Here is a 21,552-nt window from a genome sequence, read left to right on the forward strand (position 1 = left end):
ATGGTTTACTGTTCATCTTAAATGCACTAATAGTTGCTTACCTTGATCTTTCTTTTTCTTAGTTCTTTCACCAAATCTTTATTGAATAATAGATTATTGGTTCGTTTTAAGCGTGGTAGATATTCAATATCTGCTATGCTTTTCACATCAAAACAGTCATCTTCCCCGTCCCAAAAAGGATACAGCTGACTGTAAATTTCACTGCCTCCGTCCGGATATAATTCTTCAATATCTATTAACAGGCTAGACGGTATTTTGATGTTCTTAAAGTACTCTACCGCTTCTGGAAGTATGTTATAGCCCCTTTCCTCAATATCGATATCATGTGTTTTGGCAAAATCATAAATATTAAACTTTGGCAGCAGCACCTCATCCTCATACATTAATTTCTGAATGACCAATAGCTTAAAATTAAGGTCAGATTCAAATAAGAAGTCTCCTTCTGGGTATTCAGAAAGCTTTTGTTTTGCCTTGGCATCAAACAAAGCCCTGTTTCTTAGTTCCAAATCTAAAACGCGTTTTGGAATCTTGCCCATAATTTTTGGCAATGTTTCAAACGGATTCTTCTTCAGCCCCAATACTTTTAATTGGGTCAATTGACCAATACTTTCTGGTAGTGTTGTTAACTGTGTCTGCTCTAAATGAAGCTCTTCAAGCTGGGTAAGTTCTCCCAACCAACTCGGTATTTCTTGCAAAGGGTTTTTGCTAAGAATTAGTACCTTTAACTGACTCAGTTCTTTTAAGGCTATCGGTAATTCTGTTATAGCATTGTTTGCCAAATTCAACTCTGTTATCTGCTGCAGACCCGCTATACCTTCCAAATTAGTAAACTGGTTATTGTATACACTCAAGGTTTTTAAATGCGACAATCTACTTATCTCTGCAAAATCGGTAAGTTGATTGCCATCTAAATTCAGGTATTTTAGATTTTGTAACGCAACTAAATTCTCAGGTAAAGTTTTGAGCTGATATTGGTGATCTAATGCGTTCGATGAATGTCTGCCCAATGTAAGGCTTACCAAGTTTGGCAACGTATGTAAATTATTTAAAAATGCATCTGGAATGCTATGCATATTATACACGCTTACATTACTCAGCTGCTGTAATTTAGAAATTTGCTCGTTTAAAAAATCGCCAAATTCATTCCAGACCGATAAATCTTGAAGGTTTATGCACTCGTACAATTTCTCTTTTACAGCGCTATCTTCCCTGCCGTAACCCCAATATAACTTTTGAATATAAAAAGGCGGCTTATCACCTATATTGTCTATTTCAGTAAGGTCAGTAAGTGTATCTTCATTAAAAGTACACTCTTGCAATAGCTTTTCGTAAAAAGCGTCACTAGGCAAGGTGTAAAAAGCCTCTATATTATCTAGATTACTTAGGTAGGTATTGGCTATATAAACTTCGTTCGGTTTTTTTGATAGTTTTTTATCTAGAGTTTCAAGCAGCCCCTCACGCAACATTAGCGTCTTGTGTAATTCTTTTTGTTCTGCCGTTCTAAACAAACCCTTACCGCTTAAAAATTGCTTGTATTGTTTTGCGCTATTGCCCAGTAGGTGTTGCCTAAAGTAAAATGCATACTGCCTGTTTGTATTGTTATTGTTTATATAAATCTGCAATAAAGCATAACAATCGCCTTGGGTATTTGTTGTTTTAAAGAGAATATCACCGAAGGAACTCATAGCTAGTATTTCTCTTGATTTCTGGTCTTGAAATACAGCTTGTAGCAGTTTTTGTTGGCTCATACTTTAAAGAATTTGCTTAGGGATATATTATAATTTAAAGCGTTGCTATTGAAGTTTTATTGCTTTAAAAGACATTTAGAATACGTTTTATTTAAGCTAGTTCTTCGGATACTACCTCAACAATCTCACCGTTGGTATTAGTCGCCCAAATTTGTAATGTGTCATAGCCATTTCGTTTTACACTTTCAAAATCCATTTTGGTACCATCAATAAGTTCTAGCAAACCATTGGTATCAACCTCTTCTCTAAACTCATCTTCATAATCAATACCATAATATGTGCTTATGGTTATTTCAAAAACTTCGTTTCCTTTACTATCCTTATATTGGTTTGCTAATGGTCTATTTGTAATTTGTTCAGGTGTAAAAGTATCGCAAAACATAGCATTATACCCGTGTTTACAACCGTCAAACAAGAGAATTTCTTCACCAGTAACTATATCAACTGCATATACTAAAGCAGGTGCAAAATCTGTCTCAACAATAAGATTGCTATAATCCTCATGAAGCGCTCCGTAGAATTTAATTTTGAATTTTCTGTTCGCTGAGGCAGTCCTTAGTTTTCTGCGCCATTCATGTGAATGCAAGTCTTTGGGTTTTTCAATATGTTCAGTAAAGCCTTTAAGAAATGTTGGTCCTGAAATTCCGTTTTCTGTATTTAAGATACCGGACTTATTATCCTCTTTTTTAAACAGGTCGAAAATTCCCATTATTTTATTTTTATTTGTTTTATCACAGATGTAAGAGGTATTGCAAAAACACCGTCATCATTTAATAAGAAAACAATATCCTTTGTCTTGCCAATTAGCTTACCCTTTTTTATTTCGTTATCTACCATAGTAATGGTAATATCTCTTTGATTGGTTATTTTTTTCTTCGTGTATTTACCGTAAAAACCAGCAGATAAAAACAAGTATATAACAAAACTTATCGCTATTACTGTAATTCTGTATTGTTTAAACCACTTCTTTTTATCGCGCCCAAAATTCATTTTTGAATATGATTTAGGCCATCTCTTTAACCAAACATAATCAAGGTAAAACAGCATGGAAATAAACAACGTGGATGCCGCTGCAAAAAGGATGATGTAAAAATCTGAAAAGGGTGCAATTAAAAAATCGAAAACATCTCCGTAATCAAAAATATTTATACCAAACTCAGCATACTTTTTATAATTAAAAATCATACCTATACCAACAGCCAAAAGATAACAAACCGTAATCACGGTTTGTATTTCCTTTATAATTAATTCATAGGTATCTTTTATTAAGCCTTCTTTCATTTTTTAAAAATAAGGATTAAGGTTGATCGAAGTACTTTGTCTTGATACATATAATAAAAAAGCTCAAAGAATCTAATTTTAGAATCTATGAGCCTAGAATAATATTGTCTCAGATTAAAGAAGAATTTGTTTGTTTTTTACCTCAGTTCTTTGTTAGGCAATGTTTTTAATTTATTTCATTTAATTCAAAAGTATCAGAACCATCTTCAACTAAACAATTTCTTATGTTATTTAAAAGAGCTTCGTCTCCAGTTTTAGTTAATTTGCATTGCAAAACCTTAGTCAGCTTAAGTCTATCCATAACTCTTGGATGAAGAGCAAGGCATAGACCATTTCCATCACTTTGAACACTAGGGTATAAAACTCCATCGGCTCCATTATTTACAACAAACTCTGTGAAAATTGAACTAATCATATAATTGTGATTTTCACCATTCACAACTTTTTTAGAAAACTCGGCTGCTAAGAACTTAAGTAATTCATCTCTTTTTTCTGTATCATCTTTAGAGAGTATTTGTTCATTATATTTATCTCGGACATCATTAATATATTGAATGTTGTAATCTTTATTAGGATCAAAAATTGTAATGACGGAAATCAAATCTTGAACTTGCCATTTTCCAAATGTCACCAACCTTTCTCCGTCAGTATTTTCTCTTAATAAATCTATTACTTCTGACGCACCAACAATTCTTGCGTTAGTGATTTCATCTGCACTAATTTGTACTTCGGGAATTACTGAAGCATAAAACATTGTGTTGTCGGGTGTACTAGCTCTTAAATATGTTTTATTATATTCTTGTGGTTTATAAGAAACTCTAGCTTTAGTGTTAAATAAGGGTTCTTCTTCTGTATTATTTACGGCTCTATCTATTTCTTTTGGGTGATTATAATCTGTTGTCATTATTGGCACACCACCTTGAAACATTTCTGCTAAAATTCTTTTAATATCTTCAACTGGTTCTTGTGACAAGTCAAGAGATTTTAACTCTTCGAGTAATTCGGGATTATACATTTATTCTATTTTTTATATACATTTGTTAGGCAATGCTATTTATTCGTTCTTTTATTAGCATTCTTAATATTTTTCTGTCCTTTTCAGAATAGTAGTCAGAACTAATGTTGAATGAATCAAATAAATTTATCATACATTCTAAAGCTGACGTTTCAAGAACCATTAGAAAGCCTAAATTTTCAGGAAATGGCTCATTAATTTCGAAATAAGTTAAGCTATCCGAGTTTTGAGTAAATTCTGCGACATCTTCTTTCTCAACTCCATTTGCATTTAACACTATTAACGATTCTTTTAAAACTGATTTTCTAAAATCTTTACTGTTGAATTTTGGAAATGCTTTTCCAAAATATTCTAATACTTGAATTTTATCTTCACTTTCTCCAACCGTTACATTAGCATACGTTTCCAAAGTTTCTAATTCAAATTCTTTAGGTTTTACAGGTTCAGCATCTTGCTTAGGCTCATTACTCCAATTAATAACGTCATCAGTCCATTTTTCTAATAATTCTCTCCATTGAGTCCAATTTTTAAACTCTTTGGATTTAGGCATTACTTCTTTTTCCAGGTCTTCTGTTATTTTTTCGTCAGACCAACCAGCTCCTTTTAAAGCACTAACGTAGTTATTTAGAATTATTGACCCTTTTCTATTGTCCCAATATGAAAATCGATTCCTACAAATTCCTTTGATGTATGCCATTTTTTGTTTTAATTCTGGCATATTTTTTAAAGCACAAATTCCTCCAACTTTATCAAAAGCCTCCTCAACACTTTCTTTGGTTATTTTACCTTCATCATCAAAAGTTAGATATTTTTTATTAGCAATATCAATTGATTCTAAAATGTCCTCAATTGGGAATTTTTTGATTAATTTTTCCAAAGATTTTAAACCGCTTTCATTTAGTGAATACGGGTTCATCATTGAAGCCCAGTAATCACTAACCATTGTAACTTTCTCGTCTTCAAATTCAGTTAGAGATTTTTTCCAGTCAAGCATTAATTCAAGTTGCTCTCGTCTTTCTTGAATTAATTCCATTTGTTTTCTCTGTTTTTTTACAACAGTATCGTCATTAAGCAATCGAGCTTTTTTTCCTTGATTACAATCAAAACAACTTGTAATAAGATTTATTAACTCGTTTGTACCACCATTCGCAACTGGGTCAATATGGTCAACATTTAAAACAACTTCAGGTGCTGTATTTCCACAATATTGGCATTGAAATTTATCTCTTTTAAACACTTCAAAACGTGTCTTTTTAGTAAGTGATTTTCTTTTTGCCATTTGGTTTTCAGGATGTTTGTTTTAATATTGCCTAACAACGGTATAAAGCAACAAGTTACTTTACACCTAAATATTAAATAATATAGTAACATTCTAAAACGGCAGGGGAAGTAGTGTTTTAGAAACGACTAGAAAGGTAGTATTTTTCTTCAATGCAGCATTACGGGAAAGCGTAATTTGTAAAAACGGTTACACTTTATTCTTTTAAACTTGCTAGGCTAAAGTAGTTTCTAGCCATTTTGTATTCAATCCCTTTACCAATAACCACAGCGGTAAAATCAATTGAATTAAACCCATTGGTAACAACATATTCATGCTAATGCCTTCGCCTAAAATGGAAGCCAGTATTTCAATAAACATTAATAATACGGCTATCATACCAAAGCCAGAAAGTACTCTAGGTATCAATTTTGTTTTGTAGAATGCGAAATATAGAACAAATACAGAAAAGCAAGATGTCAATAAACTCAAATAATGTGTCCACCAATGTTTTTGGGAATATATAGGTGCAATAGCCTCTAGCATGCTAGTATTTACCTCAGCATTAGTCACATATTCTTTGCTTAGTTCTAGCATCGCCAAAACACTGGTATTATCTATACTTATGGCGACAAAATCTAGAATACTAAATGCTAAGTATAGAACAGCTAGTGTAATGCTATATTTTTTAAAAACAGGAAACAGCATTGCCGCAATACAAATAGAGAATAGTCCACTTAAACTTCCAAGTAAGACAGAGGTAATTAATTTTGGTGCATTTGGCGTAGCGTTAATTAAAAAGTCATCTGAAAATAAAATGGGTCCCTGTAGAAATTGATACACAAAAATACCCATGACAAAAATGAGTAGAAATAGTAATCCTATTATCCTACCTACAGTATTGGTCGATTTCATGATTGTGATTTTTGATTGATTGATTGATTGATTGATTGACAATAGGACGTTTACGCCATGCAATTGTTACAAAAACAGAGAGGAAATAGTTATAAGTCTTAAGTACGGAGTATTGAGTATACGCAGTTCTATCTATCTACCGGGAAGCTGCATTGTGAGTTTTCTGGTAACCATAGCATTTGATCATTGGTGAATTGCCCTCTAAAATCTCCGGTAAAGCCTATGACTTTCCCTTGGCAATCATATAAAATAGAGACATAGTTTACCAAAGGATTACAGTTGATATTATAGAAAACATCATCGCCCAAATAACGCGCACTTCGTATATACTCAAATTCTGAAAGTGTGGCAACCCATTCATTTAACCATGCTAATTCTTCTACAGGGTCTTCAACAGAACAAATTAGGTTACTATCATCATCACTGCTACAAGAATATAAAACCATTACCAAAATCATACAACCAATGACCCTAAATAACATACCAGTGTTCATAGTTTTAATATTAGAATATACTAGATAGATGCGTTACAGATAATTGGTTGCTTCTGCTGTTTATATCTCTATGTTCAATTCATTGGCTACAACTTCTTTTCCACCAGCCATGAGTCCGGCAATTTTTTCATTTTCAATTTGTAACTGCACGGTAATGGCGCTAGGTGATGGCGGTAAAAAGATAAAAAATAAAACCCAGAAAAAGCTTCTGGGTTTTACAATAATACTACCGGTTTATTTATTATTCAGTAGGTGGTTGTAGCGTGTATCCCATAGACGTCATTACGTTTAATTGATCGTAATAATGCGCCATCATTTTAATTTTACCATCTTCAACAACACAAGTAACCTGTGCAGGTATAGCAATTTCTTGACCGGTTTTCTTACTTGAAATAGTGTCTGTAGTCCAAACCATAACCCACTCGCCCTCGTTTATGCCACCAGTTACCTTTATGGGTGCATAAGACGTGTTTGGGTCAATTGAATGTTTAGAAGTTGCAAAACTAGCTTTATAATATTCAGACAATTGAGAAGGATTCATTGCGTCTGTAAATACTTCGTTTAGACCATAAATTTTGGCATCACCTGCTAATTGCGCTACCATAGTTTCCACATCTCCGTTTTGCACTGCATTTACGTAATTCGACACAACAGCTACATTGGCTTCTGCATTCTCAAAATCCATGGTAGCCGAAATTTCTTGTGCGTTATTGACAAGTGGCATGAAAAGTACAATTAGCGTTAAAAGCATAGTCATTTTAATAGTTCTCATAATATATAATTTTTGGTTATTATTCTTGTCATTAGGTGTTTTACCACAAAGGGGGAATAATGCTACCGGCAATACATACTAGGGAAACTTATTTGCTTCAATAATGCTTTTACAAAAAACATTGTTTAGACACAATATCTTAATCCTTAGAAAGTTAGTGAAAATTTATATATCTTAAAATATAATTTATATGGTATTTCTTTTGTAAAATCAAATCGCTTGAAAAATTCTCTTGGAGTACAAAGTGTTAGGCACTACGTAAATGGTTGCTTCTGCTGTTTATATCTCTATGTTCAATTCATTAGCTACAACTCCTTTTCCGCCAGCCATGAGTCCGGTTATTGTTTCATTTTCTACACGTAACTGTACTTCAAGCGCACTTGATGATGGCGGACTCATGTATTTGCCTTGCTGAATTTTAAAATTGGTTTGCTTTTGCTGCAAGACATCAAACAAATAACTAGCTAAAGGACCTGCAGCCATTCCCGTTGCTGCTTCTTCTAAAATACCATAGCGTGGCGCGAACATTCTTGTTGTCGCATCTATTTCTGCTACTGCATCAATTGTAAACACATAATATCCTATCAAATTAAATTCCTCGCTAATGTTTTCTATGGCATCAAAATATGGTGTAATATCTTCTAGCGTTTTTACATCTTTCACAGGAATCAATAGAAAAGAATTACCGGTATTGACTACTTGAATTGGTGCGTTTGACAGCAAATCTGCTTTTGTTAATCCTAATGAATTTAAAATGTCATTTTCTCGTTCAACTGGGTCTACATATGTTGGTGCCAATTGCTCCATAAATGCCAAATCGCCCTGTATTTCTATTTTTCTATTTCCATCTATGGTCTCTTTTGAAGAAGTTTTGCCTTTTAACAATCCCAATTGTTTCAAATATGAAAAAGTGGCAATGGTGGCATGGCCGCAATGTGCTATTTGCTTTGTTGGCGTATAGAAATCTAATTTATAATCTGCCGTATTGGAACTGTATACAAATGCGGTTTCCGACAGTCCTACTTTTTGGGCAATGGCTAATTTATTTTCATGCGATAAGGCATCGGCATGTAGAACAACACCTGCAGGATTGCCGCCTTGATCATTCTCGGTAAAGGCATTTAATATTTGTACGGTTACTTTTTTTTGATCATCCATCATAACTTATTTAAGGTTTATAACAGATAGACGTGGTATATTAGAAAAAGACGTAGCTATTCTTCATTATTTTCAAAATCGAGCAATTTTCCTGTTTGGTCAGACGCCACATTTGGGCAACTAAGTAACTGTATTTTTAATATGTCCCTAGCTTTTTGAACTCTAGATTTTGTACCCGAATATGATATGTTCAAATGCTTTGCCAACTCTTTTTGAGAATATTCTTGAAACGTAGTTAATACAATAGCTTCTTTATGCTGTGCAGATAACTGTTCTATTTTCTGGTTGATGCAATTGGTCAATTTTGAATAGTCAAAATCGCCCGACTGTTCTTCTGGCATATCAAAATCGGTAATAGCAACGGTGTTAGAACTTGGCTTACGAAAATGGTCGATTATGGTGTTTCTTGTAATCTGATATACCCAAGAGGTTAACTTAGAAGTATGTTGCAGCTGGTGGATCTTGGTCTGTATTTTCAAGAATACTTCTTGGTGAATATCTTTTGCTACCTGCTCGTCTTTTATCTTCCCTAAAATAAAATGATACAATTCTTCATTGAGGTCTAACCAAATGGTATGTATTTCATTTTTCATAACTCCTTTTTTGGTTAGAACTCATTTTCATGAGCAATTAATGCCCGCCAAATAGCTATGAAATCTTGTACACTTTCTTTATCTAATTCTGTGTTGACCAATAACAGCTTTCCGACCTTGGTTTTTTCATTGAAAAACATATGTGTAACTACGCTTGGATCACCTCCCGTATGCCCAATTTGCCCTTTTGAAGATATGCCCATAAAAACCCCCATATTGTATTCGTCATTATACTCCTTGTCACTTCGGTCTTTATGATTTTCGTCTGTCAATTGTGGTATAAATAGTTCTTTATAGCCTTCTGCGGATAAAATAACACCATTACCTGCATAGCCTTTTATAATTTCAGATAGGTATTTTGCCAAATCGTGGGAGGAAGTAATCAGTCCGCCATCTGGGTAATTCACCAATTTGTAAAATGCCAGTTCGGTATCTTGATCAGCATATAATTTTGAATGCATAGAGAAATCTATGGTATCAAAAGACCATCCAGAACTTGTCATTTCTAAGGGGTCAAAAATATGTTTTTGGGTAAATTCTGGAAATGATTCTCCCGTTGCCTGCTCTAAAACATATGCCGCCAATCCTGCTCCAATATTAGAGTAGTTGAACATGCCACCTGGAGAATATTTTGAAAATGTTTTCTTTTTATACCACTGACCATCTTCACTCAAAATAGCTTTAAGATAATCGCCCAAGGACATCATTTCACTTGGAGGCAAGAAATTGCCATTTACCTTGGCAGTACCATTTTCGACTTCTTTCAATATATAGCCTTTGCTCTCATATTCTGCAGGATCTTTTATACTTGACGTATGACTTGCCAATTGCCGAATAGTAATAGGTGTATTTTTAAATTTAGGATGCACTACTTTAAAAGGCAAGTAGTCGTTTATGTCATCATCTAAATGTAGTTTGCCCAGTTCTTGCGCTTTCAACAATGCTACCCCAATAAAGGTTTTTGATATAGATCCTATATTTTGAAGGGCCTTTTCGGTGTATTTTATGTTTGCTTTTTTATCTGCAAATCCAAATCCGTTTTCATACAAGGTGCCTTCTTCATTAACGATAGCTACCGAAAAACCAACTAAAGAGCCATCTGTAGCAATTTTGTTTAACTCATTGGTGAGTTTGTTAGAAATGGAATCATTGGTTTGTGCGTAGGTTGTAACCACAACTAATGTAAACAGAATTAGTTGACTGATTTTTTTTACTATCATGATTGTAAACGATTTGATTGATTGATGAATGAACTGCAAGTTAGGAATTTATGGGGAAGGAGGTAGGAGTTTTATCTGTTTGCATGCCGTGGTTGTCGTGAGTGGAAAGTTTTACTACCTACTACGTTTTTAATACCTTAGTCTTACCAAACAAATTAGAACCAAAACACCTTACAATGTCAAAGCTTCTTTTTACCCTTTTCTTGTTTTTATCGCTTTCTTCAGGGATAGCTCAAAACAGTTTTCAAGAAGTATTTTCAAGTACTAAAAGACCTCTCAAAGAAAACATACGTATAGAATTTCAAGATTCTAGAAATAATAAAGCCTTTTTACCTATATCTATATTAAAAGGAAAGAGCGAAGGACCTGTTTTTACAATTGTTGCCGGAGTTCATGGATTTGAATATCCGCCTATTGTAGGTGTTCAAGAGCTTTTAAGAGAATTTAATATCGATGACTTAAAAGGTACTTTGATCATTATACCCATTGCAAATACAAGTTCATTCTTTTCAAGAACCTCAATTGTTAATCCGTATGACCAAGTGAATCTTAACGGTGCTTTTCCTGGAAAATCCTCTGGTAGCGTTACCCAGAAAATAGCAGATTTCATTACTACGACAATAATACCCGAGAGCGATGTTTTTTTGGATATTCATGGCGGTGGAGTAAATGAAGACCTGATTCCGTTTGCACTTTTCTACGATAACCCAAATTATCCGGAACAAACAAAAAAAGCTAGGGAACTTACAGAGATCAGCGGATATGAATACATTGTTTCATATCCTTTTACGTTAAAGGATAATGAACCTGCAAAATATGTTTTTAAACAAGCCTCGCAAGATGGAAAAATAGCCTTAAGCTTTGAAAGCGGTAAATTAGGAAATGTACAGAAAGATGCTATAAGCTTCATAAAAAACGGAGTGTATAATATATTGAGCAACATGGATATGTACAATAAAGGAACCGCTCCGCATGCCAACCTTATTCAGCTAAACAATCCTACCTATATCAGTGCCACCGAAACAGGACTTTTTTACAGTGATCTTAAAGCAGGTGATACTGTTACAAAAGGTGATATTGTAGGATATATTACGAACGAATTTGGCGAGAAACTCAAAGAATATATAGCTGATGCTACAGGTATTATTCTGTACAAAATCTCTACTCCACCGGTTAATGTAGATGATACGCTGTTTTGTATTAGCTCTAGTTTGTAAGTTATTTTTTTGTAGTGGTTTGCAAAAACATTCCTATTTGTTTAATTACACATAGCATCTTTGAATGTTAGTATAAAAAGAAGAGCCTTCACTTTTGTTAAGGCTTAACCAAATGTGAAGAATATCGAATTCGAACCTATGAACCGGTGACCTTCCCGAATGCTTTCGGGACGCTCTATTCTTTCTTAACTGTAGAAATTAAATACTCAATATATTTTCGACTTTTCTTCTTTTTAATTAAAAGCTCAAAAGCCATTGCCTCTGGTCGCGTTTCAAAATTGCGCTGCCATTTTAAAACCCAATCATTTGTCTTTTTAGTATACTTAGAGCCATTTCCTTTATTATGTCGTGAAACTCTCTCTTCAATATCTTCACAATGACCAACATAAAAATGATTTATAGAATTACTGTAAAGTATATATGTTGAAAACGGCATCCTTAAAAATAGTCAAATAAAAAAGGCTTCCAAAACCGAGAACCTTCATGTGTGGAGAATACCGGATTCGAACCGGTGACCTTCCCGAATGCTTTCGGGACGCTCTAAACCAAATTATCACTCTCAGATCAAAACCAAAAAAAAAGCTCCCAAAAATGGGAGCTCTAAGTGGAGAATACCGGATTCGAACCGGTGACCTTTCCCGAATGCTTTCGGGACGCTCTAAACCAAATTATCACCCTCAAATCAAAACCAAAAAAAAGCTCCCAAAAATGGGAGCTCTAAGTGGAGAATACCGGATTCGAACCGGTGACCTCTTGCCTGCCAGGCAAGCGCTCTAGCCAACTGAGCTAATCCCCCAAAATATTTAATATAAAATAAGCGAAAAAACGATTTTCCGAATGTTCCGTTTTAAAGCTTGTAAATATAATTCATTTTTACAGAGATCCTACTCATCTCAAAAGTATCTTTTTCAGCTTAATAGTTCAACCAACAGAGTCCATTTTAAAAAAGTCGGGCTGGCTAATACTCCAAAATAATATTTGTCTTTCTCCATCTTCTTCCCGCAGCCGATTTTAAATACTTTTCTCTTACTCTAGCCTCTTATTTATTATTGTACTCTTCCGTATGAACAATTCTCCAAGGTACATAAGGCTTTGTACTTTTTACTTTACTAGAATTATGTATTACTAAACGATTCTCTAAATCGTCAGTCATACCAACATAGAACCTTTTAAAAATATCGCTGTAAAGAACATATATATAACTCATTATCTGAAAAATTGCGCTCCCTGCCCGAACATGCCTTTTTCGGCATGGGCGGGTAGCCAACTGAGCCCGCCTAAAAAGTCGGGCAGGCTAATCCCAAAAAATCTTTTAACAAGCCATCAAAGTACTACTTAATCTTTCTTTACACTTAATACCAATACTGGTACCGGGGCATAAAACTCAGATTTTGCGATGGTACTTTTCTCCCATAATTTCTTGAAAAAACCACGTTTTCTTCTAAAAACACACAATAAATCGGGGTGTTTTGCTTGAAAATGCTCTAATACACCATGGTATGTAGTTGAATTATCAGTAAACGTTAATTGCGAACTGATATCCATTAAAGCAGTATTTATCTTTAGATCGTCATCTGAATATCCTGGTGTTTTCACCATCAATAAATTCACACTTGAATTATGCTTATTCTTAATTTCAATTAACGGATCTAAAATTCTTTTTCTTTTTAGAATACCAGATTTAAAAGCAACTAAAATGCTCTTAAATTCTTTATAAGACGTTCCTTTTGGCACTATCAATGTAGGAATGTTGGTTCTTTTTATAATGGCACCAGAGGTTTGCCCTAAGTAGTTCTCTTCTTTAATATCATTACTTCTAGGAGCCAAAATTATAAGGTCTATACCTATACCCTTATTAATCTCTTTTAGTCCGTCTTTTAGCTCACCGTTAAAGCTTGCTATTTTAATAGAAACATTTTTGGTCTCTACTCTTCCAATAACTTCCTTTAATCGCTCTTTAGAATTTTCGGCAACTTTTTGTGTAACGTTTGTTAGTGTTCCTGTTTTTCCGGTTACGTTGAAAACGTCCATTACATATATTGCTGCCCCAAAGGCTTCTGCAAAATCTACTGCATATTGTAAAGTTTCGTTAGCATTTGTAGAGGTCCCAATAGGAACAAGAATATTCATCATGATAAAAAGTGTTGATTATAACTCTAAATTTACAATTTAATTAAATTGCTTCAATGATAGAACCTGCAAAGATCTCGCAAATACCCGAAATTTTATCCATGACCGATGCTTGTAGAATTGCAATGGAAGAAAATGGTATTTATCAATGGACAACAGCATACCCATCTAAACAAGCATTTGAAAAGGATATAGAACGCAATGAACTTTATGTTCTTTTACAGGATGATGAAATAGTAGGTTGCGTTGTTATTTCATTATTTATGGATGAAGAATACCGTTCAGTAATCTGGTTGACCGAAAATGGTACTAATTATTACATTCATCGTTTGGCGGTACATCCTAAATATCAAGGCAAAGGTTTGGCCCAGCAGTTAATGGCTTTTGCAGAAAACTTTGCTAGAGAACATAATGCCCACTCCGTTAGGTTAGATACCTTTAGCCAAAATAAAAGAAATCAGAAATTTTACGAGCAACGTGGCTATACCAAATTAGGAGATATCTTTTTTCCGAATCAAAGCCAACATCCTTTTCATTGCTACGAACTCGTATTATAGAAACCATATTTTTTGAAAACGTCCGTTAACTTTAAATCTATAAATGCTTTAGCTATTCCCGCTACTATTGCCGGTATTGCCGAACCTTTATTGTCCATTACAGATACAGCCATTGTAGGGAACATTCCTGTTGACGGATTAGAGTCTTTAGCCGCCGCTGGTATTGTTGGGTCTTTTCTTTCTATGCTCATCTGGATTCTTGGGCAAACCCGTAGTGCCATTTCAGCAATTATTTCTCAGTATTTAGGTGCAGGCAGATTAGAAGAAGTTAAAACATTGCCCGCACAGTCCATATACCTCAACATTGCTTTAAGCATACTTGTTTTGCTCTCTACCATATTTGTAATTCAAGAAATATTCGAGCTTTTAAACGCTAAAGGAAAAATACTGCAATACTGTATTAGTTACTATTCTATTCGCGTTTGGGGATTTCCATTAACCTTATTCGTTTTTGCCGTAATGGGTATTTTTAGGGGACTGCAGAACACATACTGGCCTATGGTCATTGCCATAACCGGAGCCGTTTTGAATGTCATTTTTGATTTTGCTTTTGTATACGGTATTGAAGGTTTTATACCCGCCATGTACTTAGATGGTGCTGCTTATGCAAGTTTATTGGCACAAGCAATAATGGCGATTATGGCCTTCTATTTACTTTGGACAAAGACAGATATTAGCTTGAAACTAAAATTACCGATGCACCCAGAATTAGGTAGATTGATTATCATGAGCCTAAATCTATTCGTACGTGCCATTGCCCTTAATACCGCTCTTATACTTGCTGTACGAGAGGCAACCGCTCTTGGCGACAAATACATTGGCGCGCATACCATTGCCATAAACCTATGGCTATTCTCGGCATTTTTTATAGATGGTTACGGTGCGGCAGGTAATATTATGGGCGGCAGGTTATTGGGAGAAAAGAACTATGATGAGCTCTGGTTACTCGTGAAAAAAATAACCAAATATGGACTTTTGGTAAGTGTAGTTATTATGGCACTGGCGACTATTTTCTACAAACCCTTAGGAAGCTTGTTTTCTAATGAAAGTTTAGTGCTATCTGCCTTTTACGGCATTTTTTATATTATTATTCTAGGGCTTCCTGTAAATACAATTGCCTTCGTTCTTGACGGAGTTTTTAAAGGTCTTGGTGAAATGAAATATTTACGAAACACCTTACTCGTAGCTACATTCTTAGGTTTTGTACCCATGCTGTTTTTAGGGAAATATCTTAACTGGGGATTAACAGGAATTTGGTTATCCTTCACCGTTTGGATGTTTATAAGAGGCGCCGCTTTGGTGTGGAAGTTTAGAAACAAGTTTAAACCTTTATTGCAAAATCCGTAGTTTTGTATTAGCTGCTTCTAGATAAATTTCGAAGTATGTAATCTCGATTATCGAGTCAAATATAATGCTATGGTCACTACAAGAAAAAATGGAAGTTTATATACACGAATAGATGGTAAAGTTGCTCACGTAGAGTTTGGACACCCTGCCAGTAATTCATTCGTTTACGAACTACTAGAACGCTTAACAGACACTATTAATGAGCTATCTGATAACGAAGCTATTTCTGTTATCCTATTAAAATCTGAGGGTGAAAAAGCATTTTGTGCCGGCGCATCTTTTGATGAACTTTTAGAGGTATCTAATTTAGAAGAAGGTAAAGCATTCTTTAGTGGTTTTGCTCATGTGATCAATGCCATGAGAAAATGTAAAAAAGTAATTGTAGGTCGTGTACATGGTAAAACCGTTGGTGGTGGTGTTGGTCTTGCTGCTGCCTGTGATTATGTGTACTCAAATGTAAACGCATCCATAAAACTATCAGAACTTAGTATAGGTATCGCACCTTTGGTTATTGCACCCGCAGTAGCGCGTAAAATAGGAACTGCTGCCTTAGGCGAAATGTCATTAGCACCTACCGAATGGAAGAGTGCTTATTGGGCTCAAGAGAAAGGACTGTTTAATAAAGTATACGACTCTGCACAAGAAATGGACAAAGAATTAGACTTCTTTATTCACAAATTGGCAAGCTATAATCCTGATGCTTTAACAGAGTGGAAGAAAGTTTTGTGGGAAGGTACCGACCATTGGGATACCTTATTGACAGACCGCGCATCTATTACAGGAAAATTAGCCCTTTCCGATTTTACCAGAAATGCACTGTCAAAATTTAAAAAATAAACAATAACTGAAACAGCGGTACGTTCTGTTTCTAAATAATAATTATGGAATTCTTTCAATTTTTAAACGGAAACCTTGTTTTTCCAGTGCTTGCACTGTCTGTATTGATCATCTATTTTGTAAATAAAGTACGCGCAAAAAGAAAATACAAAAGGTAATCTAATACCCTACGCAACTATTTTGCACTTGTACATCTCTTAATAAAGCATTCTTTATGTACGCAAAAATCTTTCTAGTATTTATTTCCCTATTTCTGGTTACTTGTAGTAATAAAAATGAACCAGAGCTACAAGATTGTAGCATGGTAGCTTGTACCCTTAATTTTGTAACGATTTCGGTTAGCGTAAAAGATGCATCTGGCACAGCTGTTGCATTAGACAGCTATGAGATTATAGATACTGAAACGGGTGAAAACCTGGCAACAAATTTTAACGGCGAAGAATATCAGTATTCCAAAGAACAAGGTATCTATCCTATTCTTAGTGATGCCAATCGTGTTCAATATCAAAATAAGTCAGCAACTCTTACCTTCAAAGGTTATATTGACAATGAAGAGGTCATCAACGAAGTTTATGAAGTTGGTGCAGACTGCTGTCACGTAAGCTTAATAACAGGAAATACGGAGATTGTTTTAGAATGATTTCTAAACTATAAATCCTATCAAAGTTCCCTACCTTTGCCATATAATTATAGGCTATGAGCAACATTCGTATTACCAAACAATTCAATTTTGAGACCGGTCATGCACTTTACGGTTATGACGGTAAATGTAGAAATGTACACGGTCATAGCTATAAACTATCTGTAACCGTTATTGGTCGTCCTATTACCGATACTAGTCATGTAAAATTAGGAATGGTAATAGACTTTGGCGATTTAAAAAAAATTGTAAAAGAAGATATCGTAGATATTTTTGACCATGCCACTGTTTTCAATAAGAACACACCGCACGTAGAGCTTGCAAAAGAGTTAACAGATAGAGGGCACAATGTAATTCTTGCCGATTACCAACCTACTAGCGAGAATATGGTGATAGATTTTGCGGCAAAAATACAGTCTAGACTTCCTAAGAACATTTCATTATTCTCTCTTAAGCTTCAAGAAACCGACACCTCTTTTGCAGAGTGGTATGCCAGCGATAATTAAGTTGAACTAAACTTAATCGTTAACTTTCTTTACATCGTTTAAAATTGTTTTATTTTAAGGGTAATCTCTTAATATGACACAACATGGTAAAGCATCACATTTATTGGTGGAATCTTGAAAACCTATTTGATATTGAAAATTCCCCTAGAAGAAGTGAGTTTTTAAATAAACACTTAGGCAAAGAACTTGACGGATGGAATGCTACCGTTCTCAATCAAAAAATTACCAACCTTACCTCAATAATATCAAAATTCAACAACAACCAAGGACCTGATATCTTGGGTGTATGCGAGGTTGAAAATGAATTTGTTATTGAATTGCTCATTGCTTCCATGAGCGCTGCGCTTAATAAAAACTACGCATTTGTAATTTCTGAAGGTGACGACAAACGAGGCATTGACACCGCACTAATATATGACAAGGACAAATACGGTCCAGAACAGTCCACCTTTAGTTTACGTATCATAAAAAGAAATACTACTAGAGATTTATTTCAAGTTCATATAAATACTGAAAATGGCAATAAGCTTGTTTGCATACTTAACCATTGGCCTTCAAGATCAGGCGGAGAATTAGAAAGTGAACCATTTAGAATTATGGTAGCCGAGAACTTATCGTATTGGATCGAAAGAATTTATGAAGAGCAGGGTAAAGATGCCAATATTTTACTGATGGGCGATTTTAACGATAATCCGTATAACAAAAGTATTACGTCGTATTTAATGGCCATCAATAATAAGGCTTTGGTAAAAAGTAATAGAGTACGGTTAAAGTATTTCTATAATGTAATGCATAAGTTTCTGGATGCTCAAATTGGTACGTTTGTCTTTGGCAACGAGTATAATTTGTTAGACCAGTTTATGATTTCTAAAAGCATTTTATCTGAAAAATCTGAATTGCCATTTAAATTGAGTACTGCAGAAATTATTGCTTACCCTGAGCTCACTTCTGGTTCCTATCAAAAACCTGTGAAATTTGGCAGACCTAATTCATCCACATTTAATACAAAGGGATACAGTGATCACTTACCAATAAAAATAGTTCTGAACGAAAAAGATACATCCGTATAAATTGTAGGGGTTATTAAAACCATGTCTTATTTTGACCTTGGTATTCCCTTGGTCAGCAAAACAGTTATTATCTTTACATTCTGATGACGAACATTGAACTTCCTGCAGGGAAAAAAGTATATTTTGCTAGCGATAATCACCTAGGCGCACCTACTATGAAAGAAAGTAGGCAGAGAGAACTCAAATTTGTTCGCTGGTTAGATACGATTAAGTCAGATGCAGGAGTCATTTTCTTGATGGGCGACCTGTTCGATTTTTGGTTTGAATACAAAACCGTAATTCCAAAAGGATTTACTAGAACTTTAGGGAAACTTGCAGAACTGTCTGATGCCGGTATAGAAATACACTATTTCGTAGGCAACCATGATCTATGGATGAACGGTTATTTTGAAGAAGAATTAAATATACCTGTATACCACAAACCTCAGCAATACTCCATTAACGGAGCTTCATTTTTTATAGGTCATGGAGACGGATTAGGACCAGATGATAAGGGTTTTAAAAGAATGAAGAAGGTGTTTACGAACCCCCTGGCTAAATGGTTCTTTAAATGGCTACACCCAGATATAGGTGTTCGGTTGGCCAAACATTTATCTGTAAGTAATAAGTTGATCAGCGGTGACGACGATGCTAAATTTTTAGGTAATGATAAAGAATGGCTTGTGCTATATGCACATAGAAAATTAGAACAACAGCATTATGACCATTTCATATTTGGACACAGACATTTACCGTTGGAGATAAAACTGAATGAAAATTCAAAATACACCAATCTTGGTGATTGGATCAATTACTACACCTATGGCGAATTTGACGGCAAGGAACTTTCCTTGAAGAAATTCAACTAAATAGTAGCAAAAATATCGACGAACTACACATTTTTATTTGTAATCCTTTTCTTACAACAAGAATTGAGGTGTTCACAACAATAGTTTTCTAAAACTAGTAATTGATTATATCTTTACAGTGTTATTAAGTTTAAGTGTTGATCCCAAATCTTCACATTACCTACAAGTTCACCCCCTTAATGACCCATGTCTTAAGAATACCTACTTTAAAGAACAGCCCCTATTTTAGGGGCTTTTTCGGTATTTAACTTTTTAAATACAGAATCTAATTTTTTATATTCTCTGAGATATAGATACCTCCACGAAATCTACTTTTAAAAATATATTATAAAATAACCTGCAATTTTTTAATTCTCATCTGCATCCTATTTACACTAATAAATGTCAATAAATAAACATTAAACCACATGTAATCCTTTTCCTACAACTTAAATTTAGCAATTGACAACAAAAGTTAGTACAAACTACACATTGGTGATATCTTTACAGTGTTGTTTAGATTAAGTGTTGATTCCCAAATCTTCAATTTACCTACAAGTTCCCCCACTTAAGACCCAAATCTTAAGTACCACCTACAATAAAAAAAGCCCCTAAACTAGGGGCTTTTTTTATGCTCTATTTTTAAAGCAATTAGCTTTCATGCTCTTCAACATCTTTCTGTAAATCTAACCTACGGAAACCAGGAGAAACAATTGCCGTAAGTCCAACTGTTAATAACGTCATAGTACCACCAAAAACAACTGCTGTTACCGTCCCCATTAGTTTTGCGGTTACGCCACTTTCAAAAGCACCCAGCTCATTAGACGAACCTACAAACATAGAATTTACCGAAGCTACACGACCACGCATATTGTCTGGAGTTTTTAATTGTAATATAGTTTGTCTAATAATCATTGAAACCCCATCTACAGCCCCACTTAAGAACAGAGCTATAACAGAAAGCCAGAAATAGGTAGATAGACCAAATACAATCATACATACTCCAAAACCAAACACTGCAATCAATAATTTCTTACCTGCATTTTTATGTAGCGGAAACCTTGTTGACCCTAGCATAGTTATTGCCGCACCAACTGCCGGTGCAGCTCTTAAAACACCAAAACCTTCTGAGCCTACATGTAAAATATCTTGTGCAAAAATGGGCAATAATGCCACTGCACCACCAAATAAGACCGCAATCATATCTAAAGTTAAGGCACCTAATATCGCTCGAGTCTTAAATACAAAATTCAATCCTTCTTTTAAACTTTGAAAAACCGGTTCTCCGATTTTAGGGTTAAGTATTGGCTTCTTAGAAATATTAAATAGTGCCGTCAACGCAAGTAATGAAAACCCGAAAATGACACACATAGACCAATGTACGCCAATTAAGCTTATGGAAAACCCAGCTAATGCCGGACCAAGTACAGATGCCATTTGCCATGTAGTACTGCTCCAAGTTGCTGCATTTGGATATATTTTTTTGGGAACGATCAAAGCGATAAGAGAAAAAATAGTTGGTCCTAAAAACGCTCTCACTAGTCCACCAAAAAATACAAGGGTATAGATGCCGTATAGAATTGCTTTGGTGTCATAAGTTTCTAAAACCGAAGGTAGGCTCAACATAAATAACCCGAAACTTATAACGGAAAACCCAAAAATACACTTGATTAACAAATTTCGCTTTTCTTTCTGATCCACGATATGACCAGCAAAAAGTGCCATACTTACTGCAGGTATTACTTCCATTAACCCAATTATACCTAATGATAATGGGTCTTTTGTCATGGAGTAGACTTGCCACTCTATTACAATAAATTGCATAGACCAGGCAAAAACCATAGCAAAGCGAACTAAAAGAAAAATATTGAATTCCTTAAATCTTAAGGCAGCATAGGGATCATTTACGCTCATATGGCAATCACTAAATAGGGTCCAAAGATATTTAATATATCATTGGAGATATG

At 34.7% G+C, this 21,552-nt stretch carries 23 protein-coding genes and 1 tRNA gene; 8 read left to right on the plus strand and 16 right to left on the minus strand.

Features of this window, described 5'->3' with window-relative positions; genetic code table 11:
* Window positions 1–26 precede the first annotated feature (26 nt).
* The 11 genes from BM296_RS02880 to BM296_RS02935 form a co-directional block, all read right to left on the minus strand.
* A complete protein-coding gene (locus BM296_RS02880; protein WP_091901316.1) occupies window positions 27–1,748 on the minus strand; it encodes a leucine-rich repeat domain-containing protein in 1,722 nt (573 codons plus the stop codon).
* 91 nt (window positions 1,749–1,839) lie between these two features.
* The gene (locus BM296_RS02885; RefSeq protein ID WP_091901318.1) at window positions 1,840–2,457 is read right to left on the minus strand and encodes a hypothetical protein; all 618 of its coding nucleotides are present in this window, start codon (window positions 2,455–2,457) and stop codon (window positions 1,840–1,842) included.
* On the minus strand, window positions 2,457–3,029 hold the full coding sequence (locus BM296_RS19365; protein WP_177214910.1) for a hypothetical protein: 573 nt from the start codon (window positions 3,027–3,029) through the stop codon (window positions 2,457–2,459). The genes BM296_RS02885 and BM296_RS19365 overlap by 1 nt, the downstream gene beginning before the upstream one ends.
* A gap of 166 nt (window positions 3,030–3,195) precedes the next feature.
* A complete protein-coding gene (locus BM296_RS02895; RefSeq protein WP_091901320.1) occupies window positions 3,196–4,044 on the minus strand; it encodes an RES family NAD+ phosphorylase in 849 nt (282 codons plus the stop codon).
* 25 nt (window positions 4,045–4,069) lie between these two features.
* On the minus strand, window positions 4,070–5,323 hold the full coding sequence (locus tag BM296_RS02900; protein ID WP_091901322.1) for an HNH endonuclease: 1,254 nt from the start codon (window positions 5,321–5,323) through the stop codon (window positions 4,070–4,072).
* 213 nt (window positions 5,324–5,536) lie between these two features.
* Window positions 5,537–6,217 (minus strand): DUF4386 domain-containing protein, encoded by a 681-nt coding sequence (locus BM296_RS02905; protein ID WP_091902934.1) that lies wholly within the window; start codon window positions 6,215–6,217, stop codon window positions 5,537–5,539.
* A 128-nt stretch (window positions 6,218–6,345) separates the two neighbouring features.
* The gene (locus tag BM296_RS02910) at window positions 6,346–6,711 is read right to left on the minus strand and encodes a hypothetical protein (protein ID WP_027065658.1); all 366 of its coding nucleotides are present in this window, start codon (window positions 6,709–6,711) and stop codon (window positions 6,346–6,348) included.
* 241 nt (window positions 6,712–6,952) lie between these two features.
* Complete coding sequence (locus BM296_RS02920; protein ID WP_027065657.1) at window positions 6,953–7,483, minus strand: nuclear transport factor 2 family protein; 531 nt, start codon at window positions 7,481–7,483, stop codon at window positions 6,953–6,955.
* Between the two features lie 279 nt (window positions 7,484–7,762).
* The gene (locus tag BM296_RS02925; protein ID WP_091901327.1) at window positions 7,763–8,641 is read right to left on the minus strand and encodes a PhzF family protein; all 879 of its coding nucleotides are present in this window, start codon (window positions 8,639–8,641) and stop codon (window positions 7,763–7,765) included.
* Window positions 8,642–8,697: 56 nt separating this feature from the next.
* Window positions 8,698–9,234 (minus strand): sigma-70 family RNA polymerase sigma factor, encoded by a 537-nt coding sequence (locus tag BM296_RS02930; RefSeq protein WP_027065655.1) that lies wholly within the window; start codon window positions 9,232–9,234, stop codon window positions 8,698–8,700.
* A gap of 14 nt (window positions 9,235–9,248) precedes the next feature.
* Window positions 9,249–10,454 carry a serine hydrolase domain-containing protein gene (locus BM296_RS02935; protein ID WP_091901329.1) on the minus strand — a complete coding sequence of 402 codons (1,206 nt, stop codon included), beginning with the start codon at window positions 10,452–10,454 and terminating at the stop codon, window positions 9,249–9,251.
* A 176-nt stretch (window positions 10,455–10,630) separates the two neighbouring features.
* Between BM296_RS02935 and BM296_RS02940 the strand changes: the two genes are divergently transcribed.
* Window positions 10,631–11,671 (plus strand): succinylglutamate desuccinylase/aspartoacylase family protein, encoded by a 1,041-nt coding sequence (locus tag BM296_RS02940; protein WP_091902935.1) that lies wholly within the window; start codon window positions 10,631–10,633, stop codon window positions 11,669–11,671.
* 175 nt (window positions 11,672–11,846) lie between these two features.
* Here BM296_RS02940 and BM296_RS02945 read toward each other — a convergent pair whose 3' ends face one another.
* The 4 genes from BM296_RS02945 to BM296_RS02960 form a co-directional block, all read right to left on the minus strand.
* Window positions 11,847–12,107: a GIY-YIG nuclease family protein gene (locus BM296_RS02945; protein ID WP_091901332.1), complete on the minus strand. Its 261-nt coding sequence runs from the start codon at window positions 12,105–12,107 to the stop codon at window positions 11,847–11,849.
* A gap of 286 nt (window positions 12,108–12,393) precedes the next feature.
* A tRNA-Ala gene (locus BM296_RS02950) sits at window positions 12,394–12,467 on the minus strand.
* Window positions 12,468–12,710: 243 nt separating this feature from the next.
* Window positions 12,711–12,878: a GIY-YIG nuclease family protein gene (locus BM296_RS02955; protein WP_091901334.1), complete on the minus strand. Its 168-nt coding sequence runs from the start codon at window positions 12,876–12,878 to the stop codon at window positions 12,711–12,713.
* Window positions 12,879–13,006: 128 nt separating this feature from the next.
* Entirely contained in the window at window positions 13,007–13,804 is a 798-nt protein-coding gene (locus tag BM296_RS02960; protein ID WP_027065651.1) for a universal stress protein, read from the minus strand.
* A 53-nt stretch (window positions 13,805–13,857) separates the two neighbouring features.
* Between BM296_RS02960 and BM296_RS02965 the strand changes: the two genes are divergently transcribed.
* From BM296_RS02965 to BM296_RS02995, 7 genes are all read left to right on the plus strand, one after another.
* Window positions 13,858–14,358 carry a GNAT family N-acetyltransferase gene (locus BM296_RS02965; protein ID WP_091901336.1) on the plus strand — a complete coding sequence of 167 codons (501 nt, stop codon included), beginning with the start codon at window positions 13,858–13,860 and terminating at the stop codon, window positions 14,356–14,358.
* Window positions 14,359–14,370: 12 nt separating this feature from the next.
* Complete coding sequence (locus BM296_RS02970; RefSeq protein ID WP_091901338.1) at window positions 14,371–15,705, plus strand: MATE family efflux transporter; 1,335 nt, start codon at window positions 14,371–14,373, stop codon at window positions 15,703–15,705.
* A 69-nt stretch (window positions 15,706–15,774) separates the two neighbouring features.
* Entirely contained in the window at window positions 15,775–16,542 is a 768-nt protein-coding gene (locus BM296_RS02975; RefSeq protein WP_027065648.1) for an enoyl-CoA hydratase/isomerase family protein, read from the plus strand.
* A gap of 214 nt (window positions 16,543–16,756) precedes the next feature.
* Window positions 16,757–17,182, plus strand: a complete 426-nt coding sequence (locus BM296_RS02980; RefSeq protein ID WP_091901340.1) for a hypothetical protein — start codon at window positions 16,757–16,759, stop codon at window positions 17,180–17,182.
* Between the two features lie 56 nt (window positions 17,183–17,238).
* Window positions 17,239–17,688 (plus strand): 6-pyruvoyl trahydropterin synthase family protein, encoded by a 450-nt coding sequence (locus tag BM296_RS02985; protein WP_027065646.1) that lies wholly within the window; start codon window positions 17,239–17,241, stop codon window positions 17,686–17,688.
* Window positions 17,689–17,771: 83 nt separating this feature from the next.
* Window positions 17,772–18,758, plus strand: coding sequence for an endonuclease/exonuclease/phosphatase family protein (locus tag BM296_RS02990; protein WP_091901342.1), 987 nt, complete (start codon window positions 17,772–17,774; stop codon window positions 18,756–18,758).
* A gap of 83 nt (window positions 18,759–18,841) precedes the next feature.
* Complete coding sequence (locus tag BM296_RS02995; RefSeq protein WP_091901344.1) at window positions 18,842–19,606, plus strand: UDP-2,3-diacylglucosamine diphosphatase; 765 nt, start codon at window positions 18,842–18,844, stop codon at window positions 19,604–19,606.
* A 630-nt stretch (window positions 19,607–20,236) separates the two neighbouring features.
* Here the strand turns inward: BM296_RS02995 and BM296_RS03000 are convergent.
* Entirely contained in the window at window positions 20,237–21,499 is a 1,263-nt protein-coding gene (locus tag BM296_RS03000; protein ID WP_091901346.1) for an MFS transporter, read from the minus strand.
* Window positions 21,500–21,552: the final 53 nt, after the last annotated feature.

Source organism: Maribacter stanieri, assembly GCF_900112245.1.
GTDB lineage: Bacteria > Bacteroidota > Bacteroidia > Flavobacteriales > Flavobacteriaceae > Maribacter > Maribacter stanieri.